This window comes from Haloarcula japonica DSM 6131 (assembly GCF_000336635.1).
Taxonomy (GTDB): domain Archaea; phylum Halobacteriota; class Halobacteria; order Halobacteriales; family Haloarculaceae; genus Haloarcula; species Haloarcula japonica.
The window spans coordinates 21306-48077 of record NZ_AOLY01000036.1; the positions used below are offsets into that span (position 1 = coordinate 21306).

Genomic DNA, 26772 nt, shown 5'->3' on the forward strand with positions numbered 1-26772 from the left:
GCGGGACTCACGCCACGTACCGGAGGGCGTACCGGGCAATACCGACCAGATACGCAAGTAACCAGAAGATGACGTAGCCGAACACACCGATACGGAGTCGCGAGCGCCAGTGACTGAACGTTTCATCGCCGATTTCGTCCAGTAACAGCTCTTCGTCGTACTCGTTGTAGAGGTCATGCTCCCGCTTCGCCCGGAAGATACGGACGATTCCCGTCCCACCGAAGGCAAGCAATGCGTATGCCTGCAACCCTAGCATCGCGTGAACAGCGGACAGACCGCCGAGTTGGTCCGGTAAGCGCGGGATCATCCAGAACACCATCGGGACGGTTGTCAGCACCAGCCCCGTCGTGACGAACTTCAGGTGATGCATGAGCACGTCCCAGGTCACCGGATCCGTCTCGATGATGTAGTACGCGCCGTACAGGAAACAGGGGAGGCTGAGCGTCACCGACAGTAACACGACTGTGGCCACGAGGCCGTCCGACACCATGGGCCGACCTAGGGACAGTGCTCGCTAAAGACTGCCGGATGCAGAAGGTCAGAACTTGTAAGCCATCGCGGTCCGTACACTCGGGCAATGGCCGACCCGGACTCGACGTCTCCCACGGAGGACGAGCGCGGGAACACCCCTGCGGACTCGGTGACTGCCGAAACCGAACCCGGGGAACCCGTGGCCGAGGGCGATGGCGCTGAGGCGGACGACGGTGGCGATTCGGGCGAGGCGCTCGACACGGAGGCGCTCCGGAAGCAGGTCGAAGAAAAGTACGACTTCGACAACTTCGGCCCGGCGGATATGGCTGAGATGACTGCCGAGGAGTGGGACGTTGCCTTCGACGAGGACTCTTGGATAACCGGCGACGAACTCCTTGACCGGGTCACGCGGGACCTGCGGAACCGCGTTGCAAACCGCGACGTGTTCGCCCGCATCGAACGCCATCGGGACCCGCCGCGGGTACTCGCGTACTCCGACGAAGGCTACGCAGTCATCTACCCGGACGGAAGCCTCGAAGGGGAGGGGACCGTCATGCGTGACGTGAAGCCCACGGTCGCGCTGTGTTCTATGGATTCCTACGACGTGCCCGAGAACGTCCCCGATAGGCCCCTTCCCGAACCGGAGTCAGTTCCCGAGGGTGGCGGCGAACTCGGAAACTGGATGTTACAGGCGATTGCCGGGGCCCAGTTCTTGGCCGGAATTGCCCTGCTCGGGGGCGCAGTGCTCGCGACCGCTGGCGTTATCGGCAACAGGGGAACCAGCATTGCGCTCCTGGTCGTGGCTGGCGCTGCCTTCATCGGTGTATCGCTCGTCCTCTTTTTCACCGTCGCAAACGCGAGACTCTCGGATACGTTCCGCGCCGAAGAATACCGGGACAGACTCCGGGCTATCGGACTCGAGGACGGCGAACGACCGGAGTTCGTTCCGGAGCTTGACCCACAGAATTCGGGGTCTGGAGACGGGGCGACCGAGACTGACGAAGCCGGGTAATGACGGTTCCTGCGGGTGGTATTCGGTGGGTTTATACAAACTCAGTCCTGATTCCAGAGTGTATATGAATAGACGGGAGTTCGTCCGGACAGCAGGGGGGGCCGCCGGTGCCGCGGCGACCCTCAGTGCCACCGGCGCAGCCGCCGCACAGGAGGAAGGCGGTGGCGGTGGCGAAACCGTCCCGGACTACGGCGGTTACCTGGACCAGGTCGGGAACTTCGACGGGTCGACCGTCGACGCGACCGGGCAGGACACAGCAACTGTCGAGGTCGGCGTACAGGCCAACGGCGGCGCGTACGGGTTCGGTCCGCCGGCGATTCACGTCGACAACGGTGCGACCGTCCAGTGGGAATGGACGGGCAACGGCGGCGGCCACAACGTCGTCTCGGACGGCGACGGACCACTGGACTCCGGGAGTACGACCTCCAGTGCTGGCGTCAACTACGAGCACACCTTCGAGGAGGACGGCATCTACCCATTCCTCTGTGTCCCCCACGAGGGACTCAACATGAAGGGAGCGATTGTCGTCGGCGAAGAGTACCCAACGCAGACAATCGGTGGCGGCGGCCCGGTCGAAGTCAACCCCCACGAGGCCGGCGTCCCGATTCAGCCACACTACGTCGGGTTCGGCGCTGGACTCGCGGTCATCATCCCGCTGATTTATACGTTCTTCCAACTGAAGTACGGCGAGTCGCCCCACACTAGCGGAGGGAACAACTGATGGCATCCGAAGGCTCCACGTACGGTGATATTCACCGATACGAACCGCCACGCGAGAGCACGGCAGCGGCTGTCGGTATCGTGCTCCTGACGATTATTCAGGTCGGTCTCGTCGGACTCTTCACCTACGGCATGATTGCCGGGTGGGCATCCGGTATCGGGACGACACTGACGGTCCGCCTCATCGAGGCCAATATGTTTATGGGCGGCGTGTTGACGGCGATTTTCATCGACCTGTCGTTCATCATGCTGCTGTATCGCAAGGAGTTCCTCCCCGACGTGATGATCGTCAAGAAGCGCCGTCGCAAGTGGGAAGACCTCTACATCCGTCAGGAAGACGTCGACGGAGAGACGGTGGCGGACGGAGACAAGTTCGCAGAGACATTCAAACGCGCGGTGTACCCATACTACAAGAAATAACATGCCACTTGATGAAGACAAATACCCGGCCGAAACAGGCCGTCGTCGCTTCGTAAAGGGCGTCGTCGGGAGTGCGGCACTCTCCAGCGTCGGCGTCGGTGGCGCCGCAGCCGTCGACGCGACGACTGACGCCGCCGGCGAAGGTGGCGGGACGACCCCGTTCGTCGCTGTCGAGAATACCGGTGGACCGGCCCCGCGAGGGATGCCGATCATCCCTATCGAGATCGACGGTGGCGAGATCAGCGGCCATTGGCCGGAGTACGACGAAGACGCCGGTGCAGCTGTCGAGACGGACTTCGGTGGAAGCGGCATTGACTACTCCTCGCAGTGGTTCCAGTACTGCGGTATCCAGAGTACTGCAGCTATCTACCCACAATCCGACCGGAACAACACGTTCCTCAACGACACTGGGAGCTTCTCCTGGCAGGGGGAGTACGAGTCCGGAAAACCACTTACGGTCGATATGTTCGAGGACTACCAGGACTGGGGCAACGGCATCGGCGACTCCGGCATCGGAAAGCCCGCAAGTGTCGTCTGGCGGACCAACAGCGATGGAAAGAACGGCGCTCCGGTGCAGATAATCAGGTCAGTCGAAGTCGAGAAGATGGCCAATGGCGAGGGCGAGTACGCGGACCTTCCCGGAAGCGTCCAGTCGTTCGTCTCTGAGGCGACTGACCAGGGCTTCATCGCCTGGCTGAACAAATGCACGCACTTCTGTTGCGTGCCAGGGTTCAAAACGCAGAGCGGGAGCGCCAACTTCGGCGCGGCCAACGACATCTACTGTCAGTGCCACCAGTCCGTGTATGACCCGTTCAGTCCCGTGCAATCGACGTTCGTGGCGCTGCCACGCCCACCAAAAACGGAGTAATCAATGAGTCTCGAACGCAAAGACGAACACGACCACAAAGGCTGGATGGAATCGCGCGAGCTGACACCGATCGAATCGGTGTACCTGACCGTGCTCATCTGGCTCGACAGGCGGCTCCGCGTCGTTGACTATCTTGAGATCCTCGAAGATCTCTACTACAAGGTCAACATGCAGATGCCGAAGAGTCACACTGAACAGTACAACCTCGACAACAAATTCTGGTACTGGTATCCGTTGTACGCGCTCGGGTCGTTCTCGACAGTCGCGTACGTCGTCGCCGCGATCTCCGGCGCGCTGCTGGGCTTCTACTACGCACCGGCCGCCGCGGCTGCTGACGGGTCGCCGACAGTCGCGTATGATTCGGTGATGCTCATTATGGGCCAGCTCAACCTCGGCTACTTCCTGCGCTCGGTCCACCGCTGGGCCGCGCAGATCATGGTCGCCGCCGTGTTCCTCCACATGCTCCGCGTGTACTTCACCGGGGCGTACAAGGAGCCACGAGAATTGAACTGGCTCATCGGCATCATCCTGATCTCGCTGACGCTGGTGTTCGGGTACACCGGCTACCTGCTGCCGTGGAGCCAGCTCTCGTTCTGGGCCGGCCAGATCGGCGTCGAGATGTCCCTCTCCATCCCACTTATCGGTGAGTGGGTCGCACAGCTGATGTTCGGCGGGTTCACGCTATCGCAGGCCACGCTACAGCGGATGTACATCCTGCACGTGTTCTTCCTGCCGTTCATCACGACTGCCATCATCGCGGTCCACATCGGCATCGTCTGGATGCAGGGGATCGCTGAACCACACTAATACTATGAGCGACAACGACACAGACGACGTTCGCACGGACGGTTCCGGCACCGGTATCGTCTCACCGGACGACGAGACCCCCGCGTGGTCCGAACGCAAAGAGCGGACCCAGGGGCTCTCCCGGCTGACGTACGAGTACTTCGAACGGGCGCGCCGCGAGGACCAGGACCTTCGCCAGCAGTCGGACTACGTCGAGCGTGACGTGCTCGCGTTCCCGGCCTGGCCTCACGAGATGATGCGCAATATCGCACTGACGTCTTTCTTCGTGGGCATGATCCTGTTCGTCTCAGCGACGCTACCGCCAGAGATGCCGAACCCCGCTAACTCCGGCGTGACGCCGGCGATTATCCTGCCGGACTGGTATCTCTATTGGTCCTTTGGCCTGCTCAAGCTCGGCCCGCTGAACCCCGAGCTGAGCATCCTCGGCGGCTCGAAGCTCATGGCTGACCGAACCTACGGTGTGCTGGCAAACGTCGTGGTCGTCGGTTTCGTCGCCATCGTCCCCTTCCTGAACAAGGGGTCCGCTCGCCGTCCCGTCGAGCAGCCGTTCTGGGCTGCGGTCGGAATGTCCGGCGTCATCTTCAGCCTAACCATCGCCGCACTGTCGATCAAGAACCTCGCCCCGATAGCTCCCCACCTGCTGTTCGACCTGACGTTCCTCGTCCCCATCGTCAGCGCCACCATTACCTACGCGGTGCTCAAGACGATGCGCGAGGGGTACATGTTCGACCTCAACCGTCGGTACTACCGGCTTCGGCCGCCGAAGTAATCTGATCGGTCGATTTCTCCGTCGTTTCTCACGTTTTCTGCTCGTGGCTATCGCAAGCGCTACGACCTCATCTCGCCGCAGTAAAGTGGCTCCCGTCCCTAGTGGTACCGATGACAGGGGACCAGTCAGCGGGGACTGAGGACGGTTCGGAGCGGCGGGACGTTGTGGTGCCGCTACGCGTGTACAAGGCCGTGACGGTGTTTTCGACGCTGTTTGCGGTCGTCAGCGTCGTCGCCGGATTCATCCTCGTCGACGTGGCGACACAGCGGGCGTCAGCGCCTGCCTCGGAGATCGACGTCCCGGTCGGCATCGCCGGGATCGCGTGCATCCTCGCTGGCACAGTCGTCTATGCGTTCTCGACGCGCTTCCGTACCGAGGAAATGGGAAAGTCTAAAGACGACGCTACCTAACGTTCGGATAATGGCTGACGAGTTCATGAAGGGGTTCGCGTGCCTCATGGTCGGCGGACTGGGTTGGATGACCATCAAGGGCTGGTACAACACGCCGAGTTTCGAGGGAGCACAGCTCACCGGCGCACTTACTATCGAGGAACCGACCACGTTCGACCAGATCGCACTGTTCATGGGCGAAGCGTTCTTCTGGTTCGCAGTGCTGGGCGCGCTGACCTTCTGGGTCGTGCTCCCGCTGGTCAGTGAATTCCAGGCGTATCTCAACGAGCGGTCGGCATAACAGTACGCAGTAGCCTTTTCCGCGGGGCCAACACCGCCCTCAGTTCGCAGTCTGATCGACTGGCGTGCAGTCTGCGTCACGTACCTGAATGCCGCGCGAGCGAAGCGCCACAGCGGATGCTGTTGGTGACACCCCGCTGTACGTCGCCGCCTCTTCGAGTATGAGTGTTTCCCCGCGATACAGTGTCAGTGCCGTTGTGAGGGGCCTGTGTGACACCTTCGTCTCCATCGACACAAATATAGTGTGGATATTAAACCATGACGACTATTTATAAGAAATCGTTTGAATTATCGAGAAAAAGTGGATGTATAGTGCCTATTCTGGCATAGGACAATGCAAATATGAGATATTGAAATAGTTGCTTGCCGACCACACACGTAGGGCTATCTGTACGCACGACTATCGGATTATAGGTACTCGAAGCCGACAGAAGGAGAACCCGTGTTTAGATGATGGCGCTCCAGGGACCCTTGATGACCCAGAACAGGCTCTGGTAGCCCGCGTACATGAACACTACGAGGGCGGCGACGATGGCTCCCTTCGGCCGTTCGAGCGGAATGTCACGGCGCGCCTCGACTTTCCGGGACTCGAACTCGAAGAAGTCGGTGATGACTGCGCCGAGAACGAGTACCGATAGAACCATCCCGCCGTGATGGTGGAGCGTCATGTAGAAAAACGATAGCACGACCAGTGCGATGTTCGTGAAGACGTGCGCCGGATGGCGGCTGATCGCATCCGCGCCGTCGTTTTCGTACTGCTTGACGTGCCGTCTGTGGGCGAGCTGCCGGGTCAGGAAGTTGACAACCACCACTGCGAAGATGATGTACTCGATGAGGAACGCGCCACCGAGTACGGGACTCCCCAGGATGGTATCCAGTGGCCCAAAGAGCGTTACGGATGGCTGCATATGCAAATCTCTGTCCACCGTCCATTAGTGTCTTTCCAATCTCACTCGAACCTGGACTGGCTCTCGCCGACGACGGCGGTCCGGACGGGGGTACCGAGCGATATCGTGACGGACTCCTGATAGCTGATGGTCCGCGAGACTCGGTCATCGATCAGTAGCTCGACGGTCGCCTCGTCGCGCTCGACCGAAGCGCTGAGCCCGGCGACCGGCAGCACCCAGTGATCCGGATCGGTCGCGAACGGCGCGATCGGTGCCACCACTGCCTGATCCGACGGCGCCAGAATCGGGCCGCCGACTCGGTGGGCGTAACCCGGTGAGCCAGCTGCCGTTGCGATGACGACGCCATCGGCTCGGAACCGGCCGATGCGGTCGGCTGTCGACGCGATAGTGAACTCAGAGATGCGAGCGGCGTCGGCGGTGACGAGGGTCACGTCCCAGAACGCCTGTTCGACTGTCCCGTCGGGCAGCGTCACCCGGAGGACTGGATGCGTCTCAATCCGGGTATCAGCAAGTCCCGACACTGCGGCGACGGCGTCGTCTCTGGGTACTGACCGGACGCCGCGACCGGCCGCGACCGGTAACACGAGCGGGTCGCCGTCGGCTCGTGCCACGGCGGCGACGGCGTCCTCGCCGACGGCAACGACCTGATCAGTTTCCGGAACCGCGCCGTCACTACCCCGTTCGACGGCCTCACCGGCGTCTCGAAGCGCGTCTCCCAGGGCGTCGTCACCGACCACACCAACGAGGGTTCCCATCATCTGAAACTCCGGGCCGGCGGAAAAAAACCTGCCGCACTTCGCGCGATGGTGCTCAGATATCGAGGCGACGGCGCGCGTACTCGACTAGAATCGGCATGTCAGAGAGGTGGGTTAGCTTCGCAATCGCCCGCCGGTCGCCGCCGTTGATCTGCCTGAGGGTGTCCTGTCCGGTACTCCGGAGGTCCTCCATCAGCTGATCGTACCGGCCGTTCGGAGCGAGATACAGCAGTTCCGTCATCATCAGGCGGGCGTTGTGTTTCGGGGCCACCTCGCTGTGCCAGAGCTGATCGTAGACAGAGAGGTTCTCCGCCGACGTATCGGGCTCGTTGGGTTTGAGCGCCGAATCGGCTGTCGCGGCGGCGGCACGAGCCGACTTCATCCCTTTGTGAATACCCTCGCCCCACAGCGGGTCGACGGTCGGGACGGTGTCGCCGATGGCCATGAAGTTGTCCGTGCTCATCGAATCGGGTGGCTGGATGTGGGCCGACCCGCGGTGGGCTTGCGTGCCCTCGATCCGCTCGGCGTCGTCGAACCTAGGGTCCGAATCGAGCCAGTACTCCAGATAGTCGTCGATGCCCATCCCGTCTTTCGCGTACTTCTGGTGGGAGCCGTTCTGGATGTAACAGAGACCGACTTTCGCCGTGTCGTCGCCGGTGTGGAAAATCCAGGAATATCCACCCGGGGCGAGGTCGTGATCTAGACGGAGCATCATCGCGCCCCTGAGGTCGGCGTAGTCGTCGTGGTCGACTTCGACGCCCTCGAACTCGTACTCGACGCCGATGGCCTGGTGGTCCCGCTGGAGGTTACATACATCGAGTTTCTTCGCCAGCGGCGCGGCAGGGCCAGTGGCATCGATGACGATGTCGGCGTACACCTCCTCGTCGCCGTCGTAGCGGACGCCGACGATCTCCCCGTTCTCCATGATCGGTGCTGAGACGCGGGAATCAAAGCGATAGGTCGCGCCCTTGTCCCGCCCCTCGGAGACGAGCCACTGTTTGAACTCCGCGAACTCCAGAACGGCCCCGGTCTGATTGCGGACGTAGTGGTCGTTGGGGGATTCAAGGACGACGTTGTCCGTGTAATTCATCACCACGTCGTCGGGAATCCCAAACCCTGTCATCGCCGACATGAACGTCCCGGCGGTGGACTTGTTGCTCTGACGCGGGAACCCGTCTTCGGACTCGGTTTCGAGAACGAGCACCTCGTAGTTTCGCTCCGCTAGATCACGGGCACACTGCGCCCCAGCAGGCCCGGCCCCGGCTATCACCACGTCAAAGCGCTCGCGCATGGTTGTGGGTATTCCCTGTCGGTAATCAGTCTTTCCGAATACACCGAGGGCGTTCTCGAAAGGGTAAAGACGGCCCCACTACCATGACGGGAACACCCGGGGCGACATACAATGGTTCTCAAGACAGGCGCGGGCGTGCTCGCGGACAGACGGCGACTTCCCACGGCACTACGGGCAGTGCTGGGATACTACGCGGACACCGGCGTGTTCGACGCTGGCAGCCTCTCGCTGAAGTCAGAGATCGACGAGCGCACCGAGACGATGGTCGACGACGTCACCGACCGTATCGAGGATGCCCTCGAAGACGAGTTTGCCCGTCCGGTCGAGTTCTCCTACGACACGAAACTCATCCTGCCTGCACAGTTGACGCTGGGGTACGTCTACCGAAACGCCCGTCAGCAGGCCCCCGGCGACCCGGTCACCGACACAATCGCTGACGGGGTCCCAAAGGTCGACGAGACGGCGCTGGAACAGGGGCCGGCACAGAACCTCGCGCCCCGCGAGATGGTCGTCCGCGCCGAGCAGATGACGCGCCTCTCCATCGAGGCCCTCATCGACGGCGACATGCGCGACGCTATCAACGACAACGAGTTCGAAGATTTCGAGGTCGACTTTGACGCGAGTGAGGCCGACCGCCGCCGCGTCGCCGAGGTCGCCCAGTCTGCACTGCAGTCCCACCTCGACGGCCTGTTGGAAGATATGCCGCCTGTCGTCGAGGAGGCCTATCAGTGGGCCGTCGACTTCAGCGAGGCCCATCAGGACCGTGACGACCACTTCCGGGAGCTGATGACTGCGGCAGAGGACGGTGACGCCAATGCTCTGACCGATATCCGCGAGACGTACAAATTTGCCGAGTACGACGAGGAGCCGGCGACGCTCACCGAGACGGAGAAGGACCTCCCCTACAGCAAGACTCAGTACGCCCGCGTGGGCGTCCTCTACGACGGGATGCTGGATCTCTACCGACTCGCTGGCCTCGACATCGACGACGAATTCGCGAAGGCTATCGTCCTCGCCATCATCGGCGCGCAGGTGTGGCTCGACGACGTGGACGACTACGACGACGACCGCGCGGAGGGACAACTGACGCCCGTCACCGCCGAGTACCTGCTCGCGCCCGACGACGAAGCCGCCTATCGGCGTGTTGTCGACGTGACCGAACAGTATCTCGATCTCGCGAAGTCGTATGCGACGGCCGCTGACTCGCCCCTGACTGGCGTCGCCGTCGAGTACATCTACCGCTCTGGCGACCCGGACGTCCTGCCCGGCAAGCCTGAGTAGGGCCACAAGTGACACCGGCCCGGCCCGAGCGCCAGAGTTTATATCCCACCGCCCGCACCGAGATTTGAATGCTTCATTCGCGGGTGGGCAGGGTTACAGCTATCTGTGGACTGCTGGCCGTGCTGTTCGCTCTCATGGTCGGACTCGGTACAGCCACGCCAGCCCCCGAACTGGGCGATTATCCCGCGGAGGACGCACTGGCTGCGGACTACGACAGGTACGTCGGCGAGTCCGTTCAGGTGACCGGCACGGTGACTAAGACCGAGCCAGTCGAGATCGCCGTCGGGTACGAGTACGCTGACAACGGCGAGTACCACAGCGGGACGCTCACGATCATGGTCCAAAACGTCGACAAAGCCGTCGCCGAAGGCGAATCACTGCAGGTGTACGGGACACTCGGCCCGGACCAAACCATCACCGCACAAAGTAGCGTGCGCGTGCCAGCGGTGAACTATACGGCGATGTACATCGTTTCCGCCATCGCCGGCCTGTGGACTCTCGGGCGGCTTGTCTGTGGCTGGCGGCTGAACTGGCAGACGTGGTCGCTCTGCCGACGAGAGCACCGTCTCCGGCCGATACAGACGCTTCTCGGTAAGGTACGGGAGGTACTTATCTGATGCCGGACCTACTCTCGCACGCTTTCATCGCGTTCACCGTCTGTACCCTCCTGTCACTCCGGTATGACTGGCTCACCGGCGAGTACGTCACTGTGGGGATGGCTGGTGCGTTCATCCCGGATATGGCGAAGATCAAGATTCTCGTGGACGCTGCGGCCGTCGAGGCGGCACTGGGTATTCCGTTCGACTGGCTTGGTGTCCACACGCTTGGCGGCGCGTTCGTCGCCGTCCTCGTGGGCACAGTTATTGTGAACCGCGCCGACCGACGGCGCGTGTTCGGGCTGCTGTCGCTCGGGGCGGCCAGCCACCTGTTTGCCGATGCGCTCCTGTTGAAGGCTTCTGGACGGTCCTACGAAGTGCTGTGGCCGCTGACGCAGTACCACCCGCCGACGCCGGGATTGTATCTGAGTACGGACATCTGGCTCACGGGCGTCACCGGAACCGTCGCGGTGGCAACGTGGCTGTTCGCGGCCCGCTCGTGACTTCAGGGGCTGCCCGCCTGCCAGTCCCGCGGCCATACTTCCCGGGATGACAACTGTATTACTATTACATTCCTAACTAGTTCGCATGGCACTCAGTGCCCGGAACAATCTCAGCGGGACGATTCGCTCAGTGACGATGGATGAAGTGATGGCCGAGGTCGTCATCGAACTGGACGGTGGCGAGACAGTCACGTCGACGATTACACGAGGGTCCGCTGACCGGCTCGACCTCGCCGAAGGCGACGATGTGGAAGCGGTCATCAAGGCCAGCGAAGTGATGGTGAATAAGGACTGAGAACGGCGTCAACAAAACGTTCGACCCGATTACCGCTTCCCAAGCGCCGTCTCGAACACGCGTTGTGCTCGCTCGTAGGCGGCGTTCCGGTCGACGATTGGATGGCAGTAGTCCGGGGCCAGTTCCCCGCGTTCGCCGTCCGAGAGCGTCGGCCAGTCGACAATCTTCTTCGCCGGGACGCCACGAAGCTCCGGCACGTACTCGGTAACGTAGTCCGCCCCGCTGTCGTACTTACTCATCTGTGCGACCGGGTCGAAGATGCGCACGTCCACGGAGTCGGTTCCGGTCGAGGCCGTCCACTGCCAGCTGGCGGCGTTGGTAGCGGGATCGTGGTCAACCAGTCGCTTCCGGAAGTGGCGCGCGCCCTCACGCCAGTCAACGAGGAGGTGTTTCGTGAGGAAAGACGCGACGTTCTGGCGCGGCCGGTTGTGGATGTATCCCTCCCGTTCGAGTTGTCGCATCCCGGCGTCGACGAACGGATACCCTGTCTCGCCGCGCTTCCACGCCTCGAAGTTGTCCTCGTCGTTTTCCCACTCGATACGGTTCGGGAACGACTTGTAGTTCTCCGACAGCAGCGTCGGGTTGTGGTACAGCAGGTGGTAGCTCTGTTCGCGCCACGAGAGCTCGTAGCGGTACTTCTGGATATTCCGCTGGGTGTCTCCGGTGGCTTCTGTATGTCGGTCGGACGCATCCCGCCACATCTCGCGGATGCCGATCATCCCCGCCGCGAGGTACGGCGACATACGCGAGACGGCGCTGGTCGGCCGTTCGACGGCGGCCCGCATATCATCTCGGGTGTTGTTGTACGTCTCGATACCGCCGGTGAGGAAGTCGTCGTACCGCTGCCGTGCGCCCTCGTAGCCGGGTGTGGGCAAGTCGAGCTCCGTCTCGATACTCGGGGCCGTCGTCGGGTCTGACATGTCGACGAGCGAGTCCGCATCGGGCCGGCCAACGGGCGGTAGCTTGTGGTGGGCCTGCCAGTCGTCGTAGAAGCGACTGTGGTTCTCGTACTGGCTATCGAGCCCCGCTGGGTCGACGAGCACGAGGTCTGTCAGCGATTTCGTCGGCAGCGACTTGTCGACTCGCCGCTGGCGGTTCCGCCGTGCGGGCCGGTAGTGTTCGTTGTAGTACACCCGGTCGGCATCGTACTCATCGACGACGTTCGAGAGCACCTCGACGGCGCTCCCCTTCCTGACGAGCAGGTCCCCGCCGTGGTCCCGATACGCCTGTTTCAGCGCTCGGACACCCGCCAGCAGGAAGGCTCGCTGGCGCTTCCCGACCGTCGACAGTAGGTCCGTGTCGAGAACATACACCGATAGTACTTCGTCGTCCGCGGCGGCGGCAGTCAGTCCCCGGTTGTCCGGTATCCGGAGGTCCCGCTGGTGCCAGAAAACGTGCATACCCTCTGTTAGGGATACCGGCATTTGGGTCCGAACCCGATTCTATTGTGTGTGCGAACCGGAGCCACGATACCGGGCGCTCTCACCTGTCTGTTCCCGGCCTACGCCGTCTTCGGTTTGTGGACCAGATAGCAAAACTGCGTGAAGCTGAAGAACGTTTCTCCACGGGCGTCCTGTTCCCGAAGGTCATCGGCCCAGGCCCGTGCCGCTGTCCGCCCGATGGCCCCATGATCGGCCGCATAGTCCTCGATGAACTGCATGAGATGATACGCGAACGTCCCCGCTTCGAGTCGATTGTTGACGATAGTGTTCGGTTCGACCTGGTCGACCGCCAGACCTGCCTCACGGAGAATCGGAGCCAGACGGGAGCCGAGACGTGGGTGTGGGCAGTGGTCGTCGAACGCGTCAAGCACGCGGGCCATACGCTCGGGGTTGGGACTGCGCCAGACCAGCGACGAAAAGTCGACGTCGCAGATGACGGCGGACCCGCCGGGCTGGAGGACTCGATTCAGTTCCGAAACCGCCGACGCAACTGTTTCGAGGTACTCGAACACCTGTACCGCAACAGCCCGGTCAACAGATTCATCAGCCGCCGGGAGGGCATCGGCGTCTCCCTGCGAGAGGGTCACCTGCGGGAGCGGGGCACAACGTTCTCGGGCGAGTTCGAGCATCGGTTCGCTCCGGTCGATACCGTGAACGTGTCCCTCGTTGCCGACCGCCCAGCCGATCTCTGCCGGCTCGAAGCCCGGCCCACAGCCAATAGAAAGAACTGTGTCGCCTGGTTCGGGTGCGAGTAGGGTCCGGACCCGCTCCCGACGCGCCGCTGCGGCCGGCGTTCTGTATATCGCCTCCTCTTGCCGGGCTTCAGCCTCGTCATAATCGAGCGTGTCACCCATCTCCGTACAGTCCTCAGTCGGTTGTCATAAAGAACCCCATTCAGCAGCGTTGCACTCACCACGACTTGCTATCGGAATGTATCACCAAGAAGGCCTGTTTGGGAAGTCAATAGAAACGCCAGGTAGCATTCGGCGGCCGCAGGCCGCTGTTTCAGGACGTCACGATGTCGCCGCGAAATCGCCGTGAGCAGAGCGCGGTTCGCGCGCGAGATAAAAAAAGGTGGGTTAGTAGAACTCGCGGACGAGGTCCATCGCGCCTTCGGGCGCGCCATCAGGAATCTCGGCCATCGACTCGTCGACGCCCTCGCGCTCCTCGAAGGGAACGGAGTCCTCGTCCTGATACAGGACGCCCATGTACTCCTTCTCGCTTTCGAGGATCTTGTCTTTGGCCTGGTCGCGGTCCGATGGGTCGTGGTCGGTCTCGTCGAGGTCCACGATGGCGTCGCGGAAGTAGTCGTAGGTGTCCACGTCGTTGAACGTCACACACGGCGAGTAGACGTTCACGAAGCCGAAGCCGTCGTGTTCGACGGCCTTCTGGACGATTTCGGCGTGTCGCTGTGCGTTCGAGGAGAACGACTGCGCGATGAACGTCGCGCCGGAGGCCAGCGCCAGCGCCTTCGGGTTGACCGGCGGCTGGTTCGGCCCGTCGGGCGAGGTCGAGGTTTCGAAGTCCTCGCGCGAGGTCGGCGAGGCCTGCCCCTTCGTCAGCCCGTAGATGCGGTTGTCCATCACGACGTAGCTCATGTCGACGTTCCGGCGGACGGCGTGGATGAAGTGGCCGGCACCGATGGAGTAGCCGTCACCGTCGCCGCCCGAGACCATCACTTCGAGGTCCGGGTTGGCCATCTTCACGCCGATGCCCACCGGCAGGGCGCGGCCGTGGACGCCGTGCAGGGCGTAGCTGTGCATGTATGTCCCGATCTTGCCGGAACAGCCGATACCGGCGACGATGAAGGTGTTGTCCGGGTCGTTGCCCGTCTCTGCCAGCGCCTTCATCATGCCGTTCATCGTCCCGAAGTCACCGCAGCCGGGACACCAGGTCGGTTGCTTGTCGGATTTGAAGTCTGTGAAGCGAACGTCGGAACTCATTGTGTAGCCTCCGCAGGTGTGTCAAGCGTCTGCTTGATCTCTGTCGCCAGTTCGTCTGCCTTGAACCGCACGCCGTTGTACTTGTTGATGCGCTGAACCCGTTCGAGGACGTCGTGCTCGATGACGTCCGCGAACTGGCCGGTGGCGTTACACTCAACGACGATGACGTCCTCGGCGGCCTCGATTTCCTCGGTGAGGTCCGGCCGCGGGAAGATGTACGGTACTGAGAGGAACCGCACGTCGTAGCCGTCCTCCTCCAGCAGGGTCAGCCCCTCGCGCAGGGCCCCTTCGTTGGAGCCCCAGGAGATGACGAGCGTGTCGGCGTCGGGGTCGCCGAACTCGCGGTAGTCGAAGTCCTCCTGCTCGCGGGCGGTCTCGACTTTCCGCTGGCGCTTGTCCACCTGCTCGATGCGCACGTCCGTGTCCTCGGTCCGACGACCGAGTTCGTCGTGCTCGAGGCCGGTCGTCATGTGTGCGCCGTCAGTCGTCCCGGGGAACGCTCGGGGCGAGATGCCGTCAGCGGCCGCGAAGTGGGCCTGGAAGCGACCCTTCTCGTCGAGCCAGCTGTTGATCTCGTTCTCGTCGACGACCTTCCCGCGGTCGATTTCGACCTCGTCCATGTCGAAGGTGTCGGGCGAGAACGTCTGTTCGGTCACGGCCATCGCGAGGTCCGAGACGAGGAACACGGGCGTCTGGTACTTCTCGGCGAGGTTGAACGCCTCGACGGTCTTCCAGAAGCACTCCGAGACGGTCGTCGGGGCGACGACGAACCGCGGAATCTCGCCGTGGCCGCCGTACAGCGTCATGTTGAGGTCGCCCTGTTCCTGCTTGGTCGGCATCCCGGTCGAGGGACCGGAGCGCATCACGTCACAGATGACGAGCGGCGTCTCGCTGGTGGCGACCAGTCCAAACGTCTCGGTCATCAGGTCGATACCTGGACCGGACGTGGCGGTCATGGCTCGGGCACCGGCACGGGCCGCACCGAGGGCCATGTTGATAGCCGAGAGTTCGTCCTCGGCCTGGACGACCTTGCCGCCGAACTGGTCGACGCGGCCGGTCATGTACTCCATCACGTCCGTTGCTGGCGTGATGGGGTAGCCGGCGTAGAAGCGACAGCCGGCGGCGATAGCGCCCATGCCGATGGCCTCGTCGCCGTTCAGCAGGACGTAGTCCTCGTCGGTGGTCTCCATGTCGTAGTCGAACTCGCCGTACTCCTCCTGGACGTAGTGTTGCCCCTTCCGGGCGGCTTCCTTGTTGTTCTCGACGATGGCCTCGCCTTTGTCGCCGAAGCGCTTTTCGAGGCTTTCGTCGAGGTTCTCGATGGGGAAACCGGTGACCTCACACGCCGCGCCCAGTGCGACGACGTTGAGCATGATAGCCCCACCCGCGTCCTCTGCGAGTCGTTTTAGCGGTACTTCGAGTGCTGTCGCGTCTCCGGGGACTTCCACGTCCTGCATCGTCGAGCGCTCACCGTCGTAGATGATGACGGAGTCCTCGTGGAGCTCGTCCTCGTTCTCGTGGATGGTTCGCTCGGTGAGTGCGATCAGGATGTCGAGTCGGTCGACGACACTCTCGACCCGGTCGACTGACGTCCGTACCTTGTACGCGGTGTACCCGCCGCGGATGCGGGAGGCGAAGTCCTTTGAGGTGAAGACGTGTCGACCAGCCCGGGAGAGTGCCTGCGCGAAAATCTTCCCGGTGGAGTCGATTCCATCGCCGGCTTCGCCGCCGATGGCCCAGTTCAGGTCCTCTGGCATTATATCCCTCGGGTAGCCAGCGTGGTAGGAAAAGCCTTCCGTAACCGCCCGCGCGCGCACTACTCGTTTTCGAGTGAATACCGGGGTAGTTTCGAGTGAAAACCGGCATAATCACCCGTATGTGGCAAAATACCGGCAACATGCTCCGAAGGGCGTGAAACTCCGCGACCGTAACCCCCTTGCCCAGTCACGGCAACTCTCGGGTATGGATGAACGAGTCCTCGACGTGGTTGCCGTCCGAGATGTCGGACCCGATACCGTGGCAATCGACTTCGAGACACCGGATGCCTTCGACGCACAGCCGGGTCAGTTCGTCAAGCTGACATTGCCCGTTGAGGGGGAGGACGTCTCGCGGTTCTATACGATCTCCTCGCCGACGGTCGACAATGCCTTCGAGATCACTGTCGGCATCGATCCCGACGGCGAGCTGGCCCCCCAACTCGGCGCGCTCGAAGCTGGCGACGGCGTCCGTATCGCCGGGCCGTTCGGGTCGGATTACTACGAGGGCGAGAGCCGCGTTGTGGTCCTGGCCGGCGGTCCCGGCGTCGGTCCGGCCGTAGGTATTGCCGAGCGCGCGCTGGAGGACGGGAACGAGGCCGCAGTCGTGTATCAGGACGATGCACCGGTCCACGAGGAGCGGCTGGACGCGCTCGCCGAGGCCGGAGCGCTCATCGCGGTCATCGGCAGCGAGGAGTCCCTGACCGAGCCAGTCGCCAACGCCGTCGAGGACGGCGGGCAGGTGTTCATTTACGGCTTCGCGGACTTCCTCGACGCCGCCACGGAAGCGCTGGAAGCTGCTGGGGTCAACACTGACGACGCGAAGGTCGAGAACTTCGGATAGGTCGGTCGAGTGCTGTTCGAGCGCTGTCTTCTCGGCTAGGCGTCCCTACGATAGACCGCTGGTAGCGGTGTTATTGCTCCTCACCGGCGTCCGACGCTCGAACAGTCATCACCGGAATCGGCGAGGTTCGGACCAACTTCTCGGCGACGCTGCCCAGCAGGTAACGGTCGATGCCCGTGCGACCGTGAGTGCCGATGACGACGAGGTCAGCGTCAGCGTCCTCGATAGCGTCGAGAATAGCCCGGTAAGGGGTACCGTGAGTGATCGCTGTCTCAATCGTTCCGACTCCCAACTCGGCGAGTCGGTCGGACGCATCCCCTATTGCGTCCGTCGCGACCGACTCCAGTTCGTCGACGATGACGCTCGATCCGACATCGACACCGAGCGACCGCGTGTCCACGACCGAAACGAGATGGACAGTGGCGTCGGTTTCGCTCGCGAGTGTGCCCGTCGGTTCGATAGCTGCCTCCGCGCCGCTACTGCCGTCGGTCGGGAGCAGAATGTCATCAAATGAGATGGTTCCCGGCTCCGCGTCAGCTTTGACTGAGAGGACTGGTACGTCGGCGAGACGGACGATCTTTTCGGTAACACTGCCGAGGAGGAACCGCCGGACACCAGTTCGGCCGTGGGTCCCCATGACGATGAGGTCGATGGCGTTCTCGTCGGCGTAGTCGAGAACCGCATCGTGGACGACTCCCTCGCGGACGGCGGAGGCGACAGACAGGCCCTCGCTGTCGACGTGGTCGGCCTGGGACTCGATGAAGGCCGCTGCTGGCGAGTCGCCGTCGTAATCCCAGTCGTCTGTGGGTCCGTGCTTATCAACGACGGAAAGGACGTGGACGGTGGCGTCGTGAGTCCTTGCGAGCGCCACGGCGGCCTCAAACGCGCGCTCGGAACCGGGACTCCCGTCGGTCGGCACGAGGATAGTATCGAACATCCGTTGGTCACGCTGTTCACCGCCGGTGGTCATAAAGTATCGTGGCTGAGACAGGAACCGGACGGGAGCCGGCAACGGTGACGCAACGACAGCAGAACAAAGCCTATAACAGTCGGATGCCAATTTTTCCCATGCGCGAGGCAAGTCGGACGACGCGCCAGCGCATCGCTGACCAACTACGCGACGAAGCGATGGCCGCCGGGACAATCGCGAACGAGTTCGAAATACAGACCAGCGACGCGCTCACGCACGTAGAACACATTTCGAAATCCCTGGAATCGACCGACGAACAGCTTCTCGTCGCCCCACCCGAATGCGAGGAGTGCGGCTTCACCGACTTCGATGACCTGACGAACCGACCGAGCCGGTGTCCGGAGTGTAAATGCGAAGCCGTCTCGGAGCCGGCGTACCGGATTAGCTGAGACAGGACCGATTCCAAGCGGCACCGGTTCTGTGCGTTCAGTTCCCGGAGAAGCCGATGCGACCGCGCGAGGAGAGATCGTGGTCGCCCGACGGTCCCTGGTTCTCGAACTCGTAACGATCGTCGGTCAGATAGATGTCACCGTCTTCGGTTGTGATGGCGACTTCTTCCAGAACCGCTCCCTCGCAGGGGCCGAAGTTACACAGCCCCGAATCGGATTCGAACGTCGCCCCGTGTTTCTCACACACCAGTTCCCCGTTGCGGACCGTCGCTCCACTGCCCTTGTCAAGCCGGACATCTGTCCAGTGTGGGCAGTAGTTCTCGAACGCGACGACCGCGTCGGACAACTCGACAATAAGCGCTTCCTTGGTGTCGAACCCGTCGCGAACAGTGAACAGAAACGTTCCGTCATCAGGTACCTCCGCCAGCGAGACGATGCGGCTGTCCTCGTCCATACTACCCACTTGTAAGGAAGTAAGCCGTTTCAAACCGCCGGTCCCGGTCCTATTCGCGTATTGCGGAGACGAACGTCAAGACTGACTCGGTCTCAGTAGTGTTGCTCCTCGATGCGCTCGTCGAACAGCCGCTGGAGGAGCTTCGTCATCGGCCCGCTCCCGACCGAGATGCCGTCGACGGTCCCGATGGGACGGATTTCCCACGTCGAGTTCGTGAGAAACGCCTCGTCGGCGTCGCGTAGCGCATCGAGGGAGTAGTGGCCGGTCTCGACGGGGAAGTCCTCGCCTCGGGCGATGTCCATCACCACGTCGCGGGTGACCCCCGGCAGCAGGTCGAGGTCCGTACTCGGCGTCCGGAGGCCGTTGTCCGTGACGAAAAAGAGGTTGCTCGTCGCTCCTTCGGCCAGATTTCCGTCCGTGTCCCGAATGAGACACTCGTCGGCGGGTTCGCCGCCAGCGGCGGCTTTCCGGAGTTCGAGTCTGCCGAGAATCCCGTTGAGATAATTGTGCGTCTTCGCGTCCGCCGGGACGGCCTCGCCGGGAATCCGCCGGGTCCGGACCGTTTGGACCGACGCCGGTCCGTCCCAGACGCGTTCGCCGTCGAGCCCGCCCCGCGGAAGGCCCTTGCAGATGACGACGACCGTCGGGTCGACATCGCTTCCCGGCGTGAGCTTCCCGGGCTGGACGCCCCGCGTGACCGACAGCCGGACGTACGCCTCGTCGAGGTCGTTGGCCGCGAGCGTCTCGTCGACACGCTCCCGGAGGTCCCCGGGAACGGCGTCGGCGAACCCCAGCGTCTCGGCCGTCCGCTGGAGGCGCTCGCGGTGGGCGTCCCACCGGAACGGGTCGCCGCCGTAGGCCCGAAGCGTCTCGAACGCCCCGTCACCGTACATGAACCCGCGGTCGCGCACCGACACTGTCGCCTCGTCCTCGGGGACGAGCGCCCCGTCTACGTGGTATTGCATAGCAGGCAGAAGTTCTCGATCATGGTCTTGCCGTGGTCGGTCAGGATACTCTCTGGATGGAACTGGACGCCGATGTGCGGGCGGTCGCTGTGGCGAACGCCCATGACGACCTGGGACTCGTCGGTGCCGTCGACGGTGGCAGCGTCGGCTGACGCCGATTCCACAGTGCCCTCAGAGGCGTCGTCACTGACTGTGTACGCTGTCTCGGTCAGCACGTCGGGGAGGTCCTCGCGGTCGACCGCTAGCGAGTGGTAGCGACCGACCTCGACGGGGTCCGGCAGGTCCTCGAACACGCCGGTGCCGTCGTGGGTAACCGACGAGGATTTGCCGTGGACGACTGCCTCGGCGTGGTCCACGGGTGCGCCGTTGGCCGCACACAGGGCCTGGTGGCCGAGACAGACTCCAAGGGTGGGGTATTCCAGTTCCTCGAATATCGGCATCGAGACGCCCGCCACCTCTGGCGTCCCCGGTCCCGGCGAAACGACGATGCCGTCGGGGTCCAGTTCGCGGATGCCCGCGACGTCGATGGCGTCGTTGCGCCGGACGACCACGTCGTCCTCGGCCCCGCCGAGCCGGAGGACCACCTCGCCGACGTACTGGACGAGGTTGTACGCGAAGGAGTCATAGTTGTCGACGACCAGGACGGTCGGAGCCAGCGAGTCTGTCTCCGGGCCGTCGCCAGCGATGGTGCCGTCGCCGCCACTTCCCTCGCTGTCACGACGGCCGCTCATTGCCGGTCCTCCATCGCCAGGTCGACGCGCCGCCCCAGCGCCTCATCGACGGCGTTGACAAGCGCGCGACCCTTGTCCAGCGTCTCCTGGTACTCGCTGTCCGGGTCCGAATCGTGAACGACGCCCGCCCCCACGCGGAGGTGGTACTCCTCGGCGTACCGGGCCAGGGTCCTGATGACGATGTTCAGCGTCGCCCGGCCGTCGAAGCCGAACAGGCCGATAGAGCCGGTGTACGGCCCGCGTCGCGTGGCTTCGACCTCGTCGATAATCTCCATCGTCCGGGGCTTGGGCGCGCCAGTGATGGTGCCGCCGGGAAACACCGCGGCGATGGCGTCCTGCAAGGTCGCGCCGTCGCGGAGCCGGCCCTCGACGAGCGAGACGAGGTGCATCACCTCGGAGTAGCGGTCGACGCGCCGGTAGTCCGACACTTCGACGCTGCCGAACTTGCTCACCTTTCCGAGGTCGTTACGCTCCAGATCGACGAGCATCGCGTGTTCGGCCCGCTCCTTCTCGTCGTCGAGCAGGTCCGCCTCCAGTCGGTCGTCGGCCTCGGGCGTCTCGGCCCGCGGGCGGGTACCGGCGATGGGTTCGGTCTCGATCCGGTCGCCGTCGCGGTGCAAGAGGAGTTCCGGGCTGGCGCTGACGAGGTCGACGCCCGGGAACTCGAGCAGGGCAGAGTACGGCGCTGGATTGACCGTCCGGAGCGCGTCGAAGGCCTCGACCGGGTGGACTGCGGCGGGTGCGCGCAGGCGCTGTGAGACGTTCGCCTGGAACGTGCCGCCGTCGCGGATGTACTGTTTGACTGTCCGGACCCGCTCGGCGAAGGCCTCGCGCGTGCAGTCGCTCTCGAAGGTGGCTTCGTCGGCCTCGACCGGCGGGTCGCCGACGGCGGGGTCGCCCTCCACGGCCGCCCGCGAGAGGTCAAGTGCGTGTTGCTTGCCGAACTCGTAGGCCAGTCCGGGCGTCTCGAAGTCGCCGACCCGCGGGCAGGCCGTTACGCGCAGCGTCACCGACTCACCACGTGGTTCCTCCCAGGCGGCGAAGCGGTCGTAGCGGGCCACCTGCAGGTTCGGGAGGGCGCGGTCGGCGTCTGCGCTGTCGGGCAGCGACTCCAGTTCCCGCGCCACGTCGTAGGAGAGCCACCCGACAGCGCCGCAGGGATACGGCACGTCGCAGTCGCCGCGGACCAGTCGCTCGCCGTCGAGGAACTCCGTCAGCGTGGCGAGGGTTCCCCCCTCCCTGGGATCGACCTCGCGGAAGTCAGCCGGGGCGGTCCCGAAGTAGCCCCAGCCCGACTGGCCGCCGGTGGTCGCCAGATACACGCCGCCCGTCTCGTCGCGCGCCCGACGATAGGCGAGAAACGGGTCCTCGACGTCCACACGGACTTCGATGGGGACGCGCGCCTCTGGGGGTGCGTCGGCTGCGAGGTCGGTGAACGCGGTCCGGTCGGTTGCGACCGATGGCATTACCGAACGAAAACAGCGCGGCGACTAATTCCCTTGCGGTTCAGCGAGTGGTCGACGGTACGCCGGACGCGGCGTGGTCGCGGCTGCCTCAGTAGTCCTGTGCCCGTTCGACCCAGCCCGAGACGCGGCTCTCGGAGAGGTCGGTGTCGGCGGCGATGGCCGACACGTCCGCGGCGGCCAGTTCGCCCACCGTCTCGATGCCGATATCGGCGAGGCGGTCGGCGTAGGCGGGGCCGATGCCCTTGATGTCCGTAACGGGAGCGGTACTCCCCTCATCGTCGGCTTCGGCTTGTGCCTCGTCTGATTCCGCCGTCTCCTCGGCAGCCTCGGCGGATTCCTCGGCAGGCGAGGCCTCCGAATCGCCGGCCGCGTCGTCGCCCGACGGCTCGGATTCGGCGGCGGACTCCGTGGCGGCGTCAGCAGTTTCGGCAGACGGTTCGTCGTCGGCCGTGGCCGGTGACTCCGCGGTCGCCGCTTCGTCCGCGGGAGCCGGCGTGTCGCTCCCGGTCCCCGAGTCGGTACCGGTCTGGTCCGCTGTGTCGGAGGTAGCAGTCTCGGTAGTCGTCGCGGTGTTCGTCCCTTTGACGGCGTCTTCGTCTTCAGTAGAGGGCTCTCGCTCGACGGTCACGTCCACGTCGCGATTGGTCCCCGACGCGGATGACCCCGTCCCGTCAAGCCCGAGAACGGATTTCAATTTCTGAAGCAGACCCATACATGGACGTATTTATCCCCCACACAAATCTCTTGCTGGTGACCGTTTCGCTACAGGTGTTCGCGCAACTGGCTGTTCATCCTATCTACGGGTGCATCTTCGCCGGTCCAGCGTTCGAACGCTTCGACCCCCTGATACAGGAGCATCCACGCACCGTCGACTGTCGTTGCGCCAGCGGCCGCCGCGTCCCGTAGCAGGCGGGTCTCAATGGGTGTGTACACCGCATCAAGCACCGCGAGGTCGCCGTGTAGCGCATCAGCGGGGACCGGCGTCTCGTCTTCCTCCATGCCAACGCTCGTGCAGTTGACGAGGATGTCGGCGTCCGCAAGCAGGCCGGAGAGCGAGTCGAGTCCATGGCCGGACGCGTTCGGGACCTCAGCGGCGAGCCCGTCGGCTTTCGATGCGGTTCGGTTCGCGATCTTCACCGACAGTCCCTCATCGGCGAGGCCGAACGCGACCGCTCGCCCCGCACCGCCGGCCCCGACGACGACCGCCGTACCGGACAGAGACACGTCGTGGTGTGCCAGCGCTCGGACCGCACCGACCGCGTCGGTGTTGTAGCCCGTCGGCGTTTTGCCCGTGAAATCAACGGTGTTGACCGCGCCGATGCGCTCAGCGAGCGGCGCGGGGTCAACGGCGGTCAATACGTCCTGTTTGAACGGGATCGTGACGTTTAGCCCGTCGATCCCGAGCGTCTCGGCCGCTTCGATGGCTTCGGCACCGGAATCAGCTGGTGGTTCGAACGTGACGTAGCGTGCGTCAAGCCCCAGTGCCTCGTATCCCGCCTCGTGCATCGGCGGCGACAGCGAGTGCCCGACGGGGTTGCCGATGAGTCCGTAAACGTCCATACGAACGCCAGCGCCCCCGGTGGTATGAACGCCACGCTCTCAAGCAAATGGTCAGGGTACTCAGACGACACTTTCGCAAGCTTTTCAGCCGGACCCAGCCACACTTCCGACAGTGAGTCGTTTTCGCCATCCACTGATGCAAGTCGCAGTCGCGCTGGCCCTGACTGTCGGCTGGATTTACCTATTCGTTTCCGGCATCGAGGTCGGGAACGTGACCACCGTCGCGGTCAGTGGGCTCGCCGTCCTCGGGGCGTCGTTCCTTCTGGCCTGGGGCGCTGAAACCGCCGAGAAAGACGTACCGAGAGCGTTCGCTATCGCCGTCCTCGCCATTCTCGCTGTGGCTCCCGAGTACGCCGTCGACGCGCTGTACGCCTGGAACGCCGGAGCGGGTGGCGCGACGACAGAAGCCTGTCGGCAGTTCACGGCGGCAGAAATCGAGTCCGCGACTGGGGGGCTCGCTCGTGCCTGTCACGACGCGAACCTGGCTATCGCGAACATGACCGGCGCGAACCGCATCCTCATCGGTATCGGCTGGGCCGGTATCGCCGTGTTCACCGTCTGGCGCGCCGCGAAAACGCGGGACCCCGCAGTACAGAAACGCGACGGGTTCCTGAAAGACGCCGTCCAGCTAGATACCGACATCGCGACCGAGATTTCGTTCCTCTTCCTGGCGACGATGTGGGCGTTTTTCGTCCCCCTCGGCGGCGGTATCGGTATCCTCGATACGCTGTTTCTGGTCGGCCTCTACGTCGCGTACATCGGCCTCGTGCTCAAGTCCGACATCGAACACAGCGAGCACACCGTCGGCGTGCCGAAGTACTTTCAGGAGTGGTCGCTACCGTGGCGGCCGCTCGTCGTCCTGGTGCTGTTTGGCTACTCCGGCGCGATGATTTTCACTGCGGTCGAGCCGTTCGCCCACGGCCTCGAAGAGATCGGTGTCGCGAACGGCATCCCTGAGTTCTTCATGATCCAGTGGGTCGCCCCGCTGGCCAGCGAGTCACCCGAACTCATCGTCGTCGCCGTACTGGTCAACAAGGCCCGCTCGACGGCAGGGTTCAACGCTCTCATTTCTTCGAAACTCAATCAGTGGACGCTGCTCATCGGGACCATCGCGGTGGTGTACTCCATCGCGCTCGGCGGGTACGGCGTCCTGCCGTTCGATGCCAGACAGGGCGCGGAAATCTGGATTACGGCGGCCCAGTCCTTCTTTGCGCTGGCCATCCTAGTTAACTTCGAGATCAGTATCCGCGAAGCAGTCGGGCTGTTCGTGCTGTTCATCTCGCAGGTGATTCTGGAGTTCGCTATCATCAGGGACCTCGTCGCTGTACCGCTATCGAGCCACGACCTCCTGCTGGCGTACACGGGGCTGTATGTCGTCGTCGGGGCCGGACTGTTCGTCCAGCGCCGCGAGGCGCTGAAACACCTGTTCGGATTGGCCGGAGACGCCGTCCGGACCGCAATGGGTCGTGAACCGATCCACCCGGAGAACGCCGACTGATGCTCGGAATCGTTGTTTCACACGCTGATGCGGCATCGACTCACATCGGGGAGCTCCTGCACTCGTTGCGAGACTGGGAAACAAGCATCGACGAAACGCAGCCCGACGACGAGGGCGGCGGCACAGTGTACCGAACAGACAGCGTCGAGCTCCGTGAGTTCGAGGCGTTACATCTGGACATCGACAACGTCGCGGCGGCGTTCGACAGCTTGGACCTGCTGGTGTTCGCCTCGAAACACGCCGGCGAGACGGATGAACTCCTGACAGCCCACCACACTGGGAACTTCGGCATCGCGGAATACGGCGGCGAAGACGGGCAGTTCGCCCGCGCCTGTCCCGGTGCACACGAGGCTGTGGTTTCGGCGCTCCAGCGCCATGCCCCGCCGGACTACGAGGTCGGCATGGAGTGTACGCACCACGGCCCGACGGCGGTCGGCGTCCCGTCGATGTTCGTCGAGGTCGGCAGTGCGGAGCCACAGTGGGAGGACCCAGACGCCGCCGAGGCCGCCGCGAGGGCGATACTGGACCTCGCCGACGAACCGGCCGACAAGCCACGGGAGAACGGGACGCGCCGACACCTCCTCGGTATCGGCGGCGGTCACTACGCCCCGCGATTCGAGCGCGTCGTCCGCGAGACGGACTGGGCGGTCGGTCACATCGCCGCCAACTGGTCGTTGGACGCACTAGCGGAGTGGGCCGACAGCGACGAGGAGCGCGATGCCGTTCTCGACCGCGCCTTCCGAGCCAGCGCGGCCGACTATGCCCTCATGGAGGGCAACCGGCCGGATCTCGAGGCAGCTATCGAATCGCTGGGCTACCGCGTCGTCAGCGAGACGTTCGTGCAGGAGACGACCGGTGTCGACCTTGGCCTCGTCGAGACGCTGGAAGACGCTGTCCGGCCAGTCGACGACGGTCTCAGGTTCGGAGAGCTTGCACCCGGATACGACGGCGAGTGGACGGTTATCGATCTCCCCGACGAACTTATCTCGGACGTACGCGGCGTCGATAACGAGGCACTGCGCGAGACCGTCGAACGACAGTCCATCGGGTACGCGACCGAACAGAACGGGACCGTGCTCACCGGACCGATTGTCTGTCCGGCGACGACGGAGCTGGAAGTGGTTGTCGAGCCACTCGTCGAAATTCTGGAACGGCGCTTCGACAGTGTCGAGCGAAACGCGGGCGAACTCGTCGCCCGCGAGGTGGCGTTCGACCCAGACCTCGCACGCACGGCCGGCATCCCAGAAGGACCGAAGTTCGGGAAACTCGCCTCAGGCGAGTCAGTCGAAATCGATGGGGAAGAGATCGACCCGGAGCGGTTCCAGCGCGAGCGTATACGTCGATATACTCTGTGAACACTGGCGTGTCAGC

At 63.5% G+C, this 26772-nt stretch carries 32 protein-coding genes; 16 read left to right on the top strand and 16 right to left on the bottom strand.

Annotated elements, in window-relative coordinates; all coding sequences use genetic code 11:
* Positions 1-7: 7 nt before the first annotated feature.
* Positions 8-490 (bottom strand): DUF7321 family protein, encoded by a 483-nt coding sequence (locus tag C444_RS11020; RefSeq protein WP_004592909.1) that lies wholly within the window; start codon positions 488-490, stop codon positions 8-10.
* A gap of 87 nt (positions 491-577) precedes the next feature.
* Here C444_RS11020 and C444_RS11025 point away from each other — a divergent pair, with 87 nt between their 5' ends.
* The 8 genes from C444_RS11025 to C444_RS11060 all read left to right on the top strand — a co-directional run bounded on the left by C444_RS11025 (position 578) and on the right by C444_RS11060 (position 5757).
* Positions 578-1483 (top strand): DUF7319 domain-containing protein, encoded by a 906-nt coding sequence (locus C444_RS11025; RefSeq protein WP_004592910.1) that lies wholly within the window; start codon positions 578-580, stop codon positions 1481-1483.
* Between the two features lie 64 nt (positions 1484-1547).
* On the top strand, positions 1548-2204 hold the full coding sequence (locus tag C444_RS11030) for a halocyanin domain-containing protein (RefSeq protein WP_004592911.1): 657 nt from the start codon (positions 1548-1550) through the stop codon (positions 2202-2204).
* The gene (locus C444_RS11035) at positions 2204-2623 is read left to right on the top strand and encodes a DUF7318 family protein (protein ID WP_004592912.1); all 420 of its coding nucleotides are present in this window, start codon (positions 2204-2206) and stop codon (positions 2621-2623) included. Before C444_RS11030 ends, C444_RS11035 begins: the two co-directional genes overlap by 1 nt.
* Before the next feature lies 1 nt (position 2624).
* A complete protein-coding gene (locus C444_RS11040) occupies positions 2625-3491 on the top strand; it encodes a hypothetical protein (RefSeq protein ID WP_004592913.1) in 867 nt (288 codons plus the stop codon).
* A 3-nt stretch (positions 3492-3494) separates the two neighbouring features.
* A complete protein-coding gene (locus tag C444_RS11045; protein ID WP_004592914.1) occupies positions 3495-4298 on the top strand; it encodes a cytochrome b in 804 nt (267 codons plus the stop codon).
* 4 nt (positions 4299-4302) lie between these two features.
* Entirely contained in the window at positions 4303-5067 is a 765-nt protein-coding gene (locus tag C444_RS11050) for a cytochrome b family protein (RefSeq protein ID WP_004592915.1), read from the top strand.
* A gap of 110 nt (positions 5068-5177) precedes the next feature.
* Positions 5178-5477: a DUF7315 family membrane protein gene (locus tag C444_RS11055; protein ID WP_004592916.1), complete on the top strand. Its 300-nt coding sequence runs from the start codon at positions 5178-5180 to the stop codon at positions 5475-5477.
* A gap of 10 nt (positions 5478-5487) precedes the next feature.
* Positions 5488-5757, top strand: a complete 270-nt coding sequence (locus C444_RS11060; protein WP_004592917.1) for a DUF7314 family protein — start codon at positions 5488-5490, stop codon at positions 5755-5757.
* Positions 5758-5796: 39 nt separating this feature from the next.
* Here the strand turns inward: C444_RS11060 and C444_RS23250 are convergent, their stop codons facing one another.
* The 4 genes from C444_RS23250 to C444_RS11080 all read right to left on the bottom strand — a co-directional run bounded on the left by C444_RS23250 (position 5797) and on the right by C444_RS11080 (position 8710).
* Positions 5797-5985, bottom strand: a complete 189-nt coding sequence (locus C444_RS23250) for a DUF7317 family protein (protein WP_004592918.1) — start codon at positions 5983-5985, stop codon at positions 5797-5799.
* A gap of 217 nt (positions 5986-6202) precedes the next feature.
* On the bottom strand, positions 6203-6664 hold the full coding sequence (locus C444_RS11070; protein ID WP_004592919.1) for a DUF7313 family protein: 462 nt from the start codon (positions 6662-6664) through the stop codon (positions 6203-6205).
* A gap of 41 nt (positions 6665-6705) precedes the next feature.
* Complete coding sequence (locus tag C444_RS11075; RefSeq protein WP_004592920.1) at positions 6706-7419, bottom strand: NAD(+)/NADH kinase; 714 nt, start codon at positions 7417-7419, stop codon at positions 6706-6708.
* A gap of 55 nt (positions 7420-7474) precedes the next feature.
* The gene (locus tag C444_RS11080) at positions 7475-8710 is read right to left on the bottom strand and encodes a digeranylgeranylglycerophospholipid reductase (RefSeq protein ID WP_004592921.1); all 1236 of its coding nucleotides are present in this window, start codon (positions 8708-8710) and stop codon (positions 7475-7477) included.
* A 111-nt stretch (positions 8711-8821) separates the two neighbouring features.
* Between C444_RS11080 and C444_RS11085 the strand changes: the two genes are divergently transcribed.
* The 4 genes from C444_RS11085 (at position 8822) to C444_RS11100 (ending at position 11385) form a co-directional block, all read left to right on the top strand.
* Positions 8822-9991, top strand: coding sequence for a hypothetical protein (locus C444_RS11085; RefSeq protein ID WP_004592922.1), 1170 nt, complete (start codon positions 8822-8824; stop codon positions 9989-9991).
* A 68-nt stretch (positions 9992-10059) separates the two neighbouring features.
* Positions 10060-10608 carry a hypothetical protein gene (locus tag C444_RS11090; RefSeq protein WP_049909432.1) on the top strand — a complete coding sequence of 183 codons (549 nt, stop codon included), beginning with the start codon at positions 10060-10062 and terminating at the stop codon, positions 10606-10608.
* On the top strand, positions 10608-11090 hold the full coding sequence (locus tag C444_RS11095; RefSeq protein ID WP_004592924.1) for a metal-dependent hydrolase: 483 nt from the start codon (positions 10608-10610) through the stop codon (positions 11088-11090). The genes C444_RS11090 and C444_RS11095 overlap by 1 nt, the downstream gene beginning before the upstream one ends.
* A gap of 85 nt (positions 11091-11175) precedes the next feature.
* Complete coding sequence (locus C444_RS11100; protein ID WP_004592925.1) at positions 11176-11385, top strand: TOBE domain-containing protein; 210 nt, start codon at positions 11176-11178, stop codon at positions 11383-11385.
* Between the two features lie 29 nt (positions 11386-11414).
* On the opposite strand, the gene C444_RS11105 is transcribed toward C444_RS11100, so the two are convergent.
* From C444_RS11105 to C444_RS11120, 4 genes are all read right to left on the bottom strand, one after another.
* Positions 11415-12785 carry a cryptochrome/photolyase family protein gene (locus C444_RS11105; RefSeq protein ID WP_004592926.1) on the bottom strand — a complete coding sequence of 457 codons (1371 nt, stop codon included), beginning with the start codon at positions 12783-12785 and terminating at the stop codon, positions 11415-11417.
* A gap of 101 nt (positions 12786-12886) precedes the next feature.
* Positions 12887-13681 carry a class I SAM-dependent methyltransferase gene (locus tag C444_RS11110; RefSeq protein ID WP_004592927.1) on the bottom strand — a complete coding sequence of 265 codons (795 nt, stop codon included), beginning with the start codon at positions 13679-13681 and terminating at the stop codon, positions 12887-12889.
* A gap of 225 nt (positions 13682-13906) precedes the next feature.
* The gene (locus C444_RS11115) at positions 13907-14770 is read right to left on the bottom strand and encodes a 2-oxoacid:ferredoxin oxidoreductase subunit beta (protein WP_004592928.1); all 864 of its coding nucleotides are present in this window, start codon (positions 14768-14770) and stop codon (positions 13907-13909) included.
* A complete protein-coding gene (locus tag C444_RS11120; protein WP_004592929.1) occupies positions 14767-16527 on the bottom strand; it encodes a 2-oxoacid:acceptor oxidoreductase subunit alpha in 1761 nt (586 codons plus the stop codon). Before C444_RS11120 ends, C444_RS11115 begins: the two co-directional genes overlap by 4 nt.
* A 205-nt stretch (positions 16528-16732) precedes the next feature.
* Between C444_RS11120 and C444_RS11125 the strand changes: the two genes are divergently transcribed.
* Positions 16733-17368 (top strand): FAD-dependent oxidoreductase, encoded by a 636-nt coding sequence (locus C444_RS11125; RefSeq protein ID WP_004592930.1) that lies wholly within the window; start codon positions 16733-16735, stop codon positions 17366-17368.
* Between the two features lie 70 nt (positions 17369-17438).
* Here the strand turns inward: C444_RS11125 and C444_RS11130 are convergent, their stop codons facing one another.
* Positions 17439-18305, bottom strand: a complete 867-nt coding sequence (locus tag C444_RS11130) for a universal stress protein (RefSeq protein WP_049909439.1) — start codon at positions 18303-18305, stop codon at positions 17439-17441.
* Positions 18306-18436: 131 nt separating this feature from the next.
* Between C444_RS11130 and C444_RS11135 the strand changes: the two genes are divergently transcribed.
* Positions 18437-18727 (top strand): transcriptional regulator, encoded by a 291-nt coding sequence (locus C444_RS11135; protein WP_004592932.1) that lies wholly within the window; start codon positions 18437-18439, stop codon positions 18725-18727.
* Between the two features lie 37 nt (positions 18728-18764).
* On the opposite strand, the gene C444_RS11140 is transcribed toward C444_RS11135, so the two are convergent.
* The 6 genes from C444_RS11140 to C444_RS11165 all read right to left on the bottom strand — a co-directional run bounded on the left by C444_RS11140 (position 18765) and on the right by C444_RS11165 (position 23903).
* Positions 18765-19181, bottom strand: a complete 417-nt coding sequence (locus C444_RS11140) for a Rieske (2Fe-2S) protein (RefSeq protein WP_004592933.1) — start codon at positions 19179-19181, stop codon at positions 18765-18767.
* Between the two features lie 92 nt (positions 19182-19273).
* Positions 19274-20146, bottom strand: coding sequence for an aminotransferase class IV (locus tag C444_RS11145; RefSeq protein ID WP_004592934.1), 873 nt, complete (start codon positions 20144-20146; stop codon positions 19274-19276).
* A complete protein-coding gene (locus C444_RS11150; RefSeq protein ID WP_004592935.1) occupies positions 20131-20877 on the bottom strand; it encodes an anthranilate synthase component II in 747 nt (248 codons plus the stop codon). The genes C444_RS11145 and C444_RS11150 overlap by 16 nt, the downstream gene beginning before the upstream one ends.
* The gene (gene pabB / locus C444_RS11155) at positions 20874-22343 is read right to left on the bottom strand and encodes an aminodeoxychorismate synthase, component I (RefSeq protein WP_004592936.1); all 1470 of its coding nucleotides are present in this window, start codon (positions 22341-22343) and stop codon (positions 20874-20876) included. Before pabB ends, C444_RS11150 begins: the two co-directional genes overlap by 4 nt.
* 88 nt (positions 22344-22431) lie before the next feature.
* Positions 22432-23055: a helix-hairpin-helix domain-containing protein gene (locus C444_RS11160; RefSeq protein WP_004592937.1), complete on the bottom strand. Its 624-nt coding sequence runs from the start codon at positions 23053-23055 to the stop codon at positions 22432-22434.
* A 50-nt stretch (positions 23056-23105) separates the two neighbouring features.
* Positions 23106-23903, bottom strand: coding sequence for a shikimate dehydrogenase (locus C444_RS11165; RefSeq protein ID WP_004592938.1), 798 nt, complete (start codon positions 23901-23903; stop codon positions 23106-23108).
* A 136-nt stretch (positions 23904-24039) separates the two neighbouring features.
* On the opposite strand from C444_RS11165, the gene C444_RS11170 reads away from it, so the two are divergent.
* The gene (locus C444_RS11170; protein WP_004592939.1) at positions 24040-25401 is read left to right on the top strand and encodes a Na+/Ca2+-exchanging protein; all 1362 of its coding nucleotides are present in this window, start codon (positions 24040-24042) and stop codon (positions 25399-25401) included.
* A complete protein-coding gene (locus C444_RS11175) occupies positions 25401-26756 on the top strand; it encodes a D-aminoacyl-tRNA deacylase (protein ID WP_004592940.1) in 1356 nt (451 codons plus the stop codon). The genes C444_RS11170 and C444_RS11175 overlap by 1 nt, the downstream gene beginning before the upstream one ends.
* Positions 26757-26772: the final 16 nt, after the last annotated feature.

Bases quoted from the DNA above. Each gene is read 5' to 3' on its own strand.
- C444_RS11020 (WP_004592909.1), bottom strand. From the start codon at position 490: ATGGTGTCGGACGGCCTCGTGGCCACAGTCGTGTTACTGTCGGTGACG.
- C444_RS11025 (WP_004592910.1), top strand. From the start codon at position 578: ATGGCCGACCCGGACTCGACGTCTCCCACGGAGGACGAGCGCGGGAAC.
- C444_RS11030 (WP_004592911.1), top strand. From the start codon at position 1,548: ATGAATAGACGGGAGTTCGTCCGGACAGCAGGGGGGGCCGCCGGTGCC.
- C444_RS11035 (WP_004592912.1), top strand. From the start codon at position 2,204: ATGGCATCCGAAGGCTCCACGTACGGTGATATTCACCGATACGAACCG.
- C444_RS11040 (WP_004592913.1), top strand. From the start codon at position 2,625: ATGCCACTTGATGAAGACAAATACCCGGCCGAAACAGGCCGTCGTCGC.
- C444_RS11045 (WP_004592914.1), top strand. From the start codon at position 3,495: ATGAGTCTCGAACGCAAAGACGAACACGACCACAAAGGCTGGATGGAA.
- C444_RS11050 (WP_004592915.1), top strand. From the start codon at position 4,303: ATGAGCGACAACGACACAGACGACGTTCGCACGGACGGTTCCGGCACC.
- C444_RS11055 (WP_004592916.1), top strand. From the start codon at position 5,178: ATGACAGGGGACCAGTCAGCGGGGACTGAGGACGGTTCGGAGCGGCGG.
- C444_RS11060 (WP_004592917.1), top strand. From the start codon at position 5,488: ATGGCTGACGAGTTCATGAAGGGGTTCGCGTGCCTCATGGTCGGCGGA.
- C444_RS23250 (WP_004592918.1), bottom strand. From the start codon at position 5,985: ATGGAGACGAAGGTGTCACACAGGCCCCTCACAACGGCACTGACACTG.
- C444_RS11070 (WP_004592919.1), bottom strand. From the start codon at position 6,664: ATGCAGCCATCCGTAACGCTCTTTGGGCCACTGGATACCATCCTGGGG.
- C444_RS11075 (WP_004592920.1), bottom strand. From the start codon at position 7,419: ATGGGAACCCTCGTTGGTGTGGTCGGTGACGACGCCCTGGGAGACGCG.
- C444_RS11080 (WP_004592921.1), bottom strand. From the start codon at position 8,710: ATGCGCGAGCGCTTTGACGTGGTGATAGCCGGGGCCGGGCCTGCTGGG.
- C444_RS11085 (WP_004592922.1), top strand. From the start codon at position 8,822: ATGGTTCTCAAGACAGGCGCGGGCGTGCTCGCGGACAGACGGCGACTT.
- C444_RS11090 (WP_049909432.1), top strand. From the start codon at position 10,060: ATGCTTCATTCGCGGGTGGGCAGGGTTACAGCTATCTGTGGACTGCTG.
- C444_RS11095 (WP_004592924.1), top strand. From the start codon at position 10,608: ATGCCGGACCTACTCTCGCACGCTTTCATCGCGTTCACCGTCTGTACC.
- C444_RS11100 (WP_004592925.1), top strand. From the start codon at position 11,176: ATGGCACTCAGTGCCCGGAACAATCTCAGCGGGACGATTCGCTCAGTG.
- C444_RS11105 (WP_004592926.1), bottom strand. From the start codon at position 12,785: ATGCACGTTTTCTGGCACCAGCGGGACCTCCGGATACCGGACAACCGG.
- C444_RS11110 (WP_004592927.1), bottom strand. From the start codon at position 13,681: ATGGGTGACACGCTCGATTATGACGAGGCTGAAGCCCGGCAAGAGGAG.
- C444_RS11115 (WP_004592928.1), bottom strand. From the start codon at position 14,770: ATGAGTTCCGACGTTCGCTTCACAGACTTCAAATCCGACAAGCAACCG.
- C444_RS11120 (WP_004592929.1), bottom strand. From the start codon at position 16,527: ATGCCAGAGGACCTGAACTGGGCCATCGGCGGCGAAGCCGGCGATGGA.
- C444_RS11125 (WP_004592930.1), top strand. From the start codon at position 16,733: ATGGATGAACGAGTCCTCGACGTGGTTGCCGTCCGAGATGTCGGACCC.
- C444_RS11130 (WP_049909439.1), bottom strand. From the start codon at position 18,305: ATGTTCGATACTATCCTCGTGCCGACCGACGGGAGTCCCGGTTCCGAG.
- C444_RS11135 (WP_004592932.1), top strand. From the start codon at position 18,437: ATGCGCGAGGCAAGTCGGACGACGCGCCAGCGCATCGCTGACCAACTA.
- C444_RS11140 (WP_004592933.1), bottom strand. From the start codon at position 19,181: ATGGACGAGGACAGCCGCATCGTCTCGCTGGCGGAGGTACCTGATGAC.
- C444_RS11145 (WP_004592934.1), bottom strand. From the start codon at position 20,146: ATGCAATACCACGTAGACGGGGCGCTCGTCCCCGAGGACGAGGCGACA.
- C444_RS11150 (WP_004592935.1), bottom strand. From the start codon at position 20,877: ATGAGCGGCCGTCGTGACAGCGAGGGAAGTGGCGGCGACGGCACCATC.
- pabB (WP_004592936.1), bottom strand. From the start codon at position 22,343: ATGCCATCGGTCGCAACCGACCGGACCGCGTTCACCGACCTCGCAGCC.
- C444_RS11160 (WP_004592937.1), bottom strand. From the start codon at position 23,055: ATGGGTCTGCTTCAGAAATTGAAATCCGTTCTCGGGCTTGACGGGACG.
- C444_RS11165 (WP_004592938.1), bottom strand. From the start codon at position 23,903: ATGGACGTTTACGGACTCATCGGCAACCCCGTCGGGCACTCGCTGTCG.
- C444_RS11170 (WP_004592939.1), top strand. From the start codon at position 24,040: ATGCAAGTCGCAGTCGCGCTGGCCCTGACTGTCGGCTGGATTTACCTA.
- C444_RS11175 (WP_004592940.1), top strand. From the start codon at position 25,401: ATGCTCGGAATCGTTGTTTCACACGCTGATGCGGCATCGACTCACATC.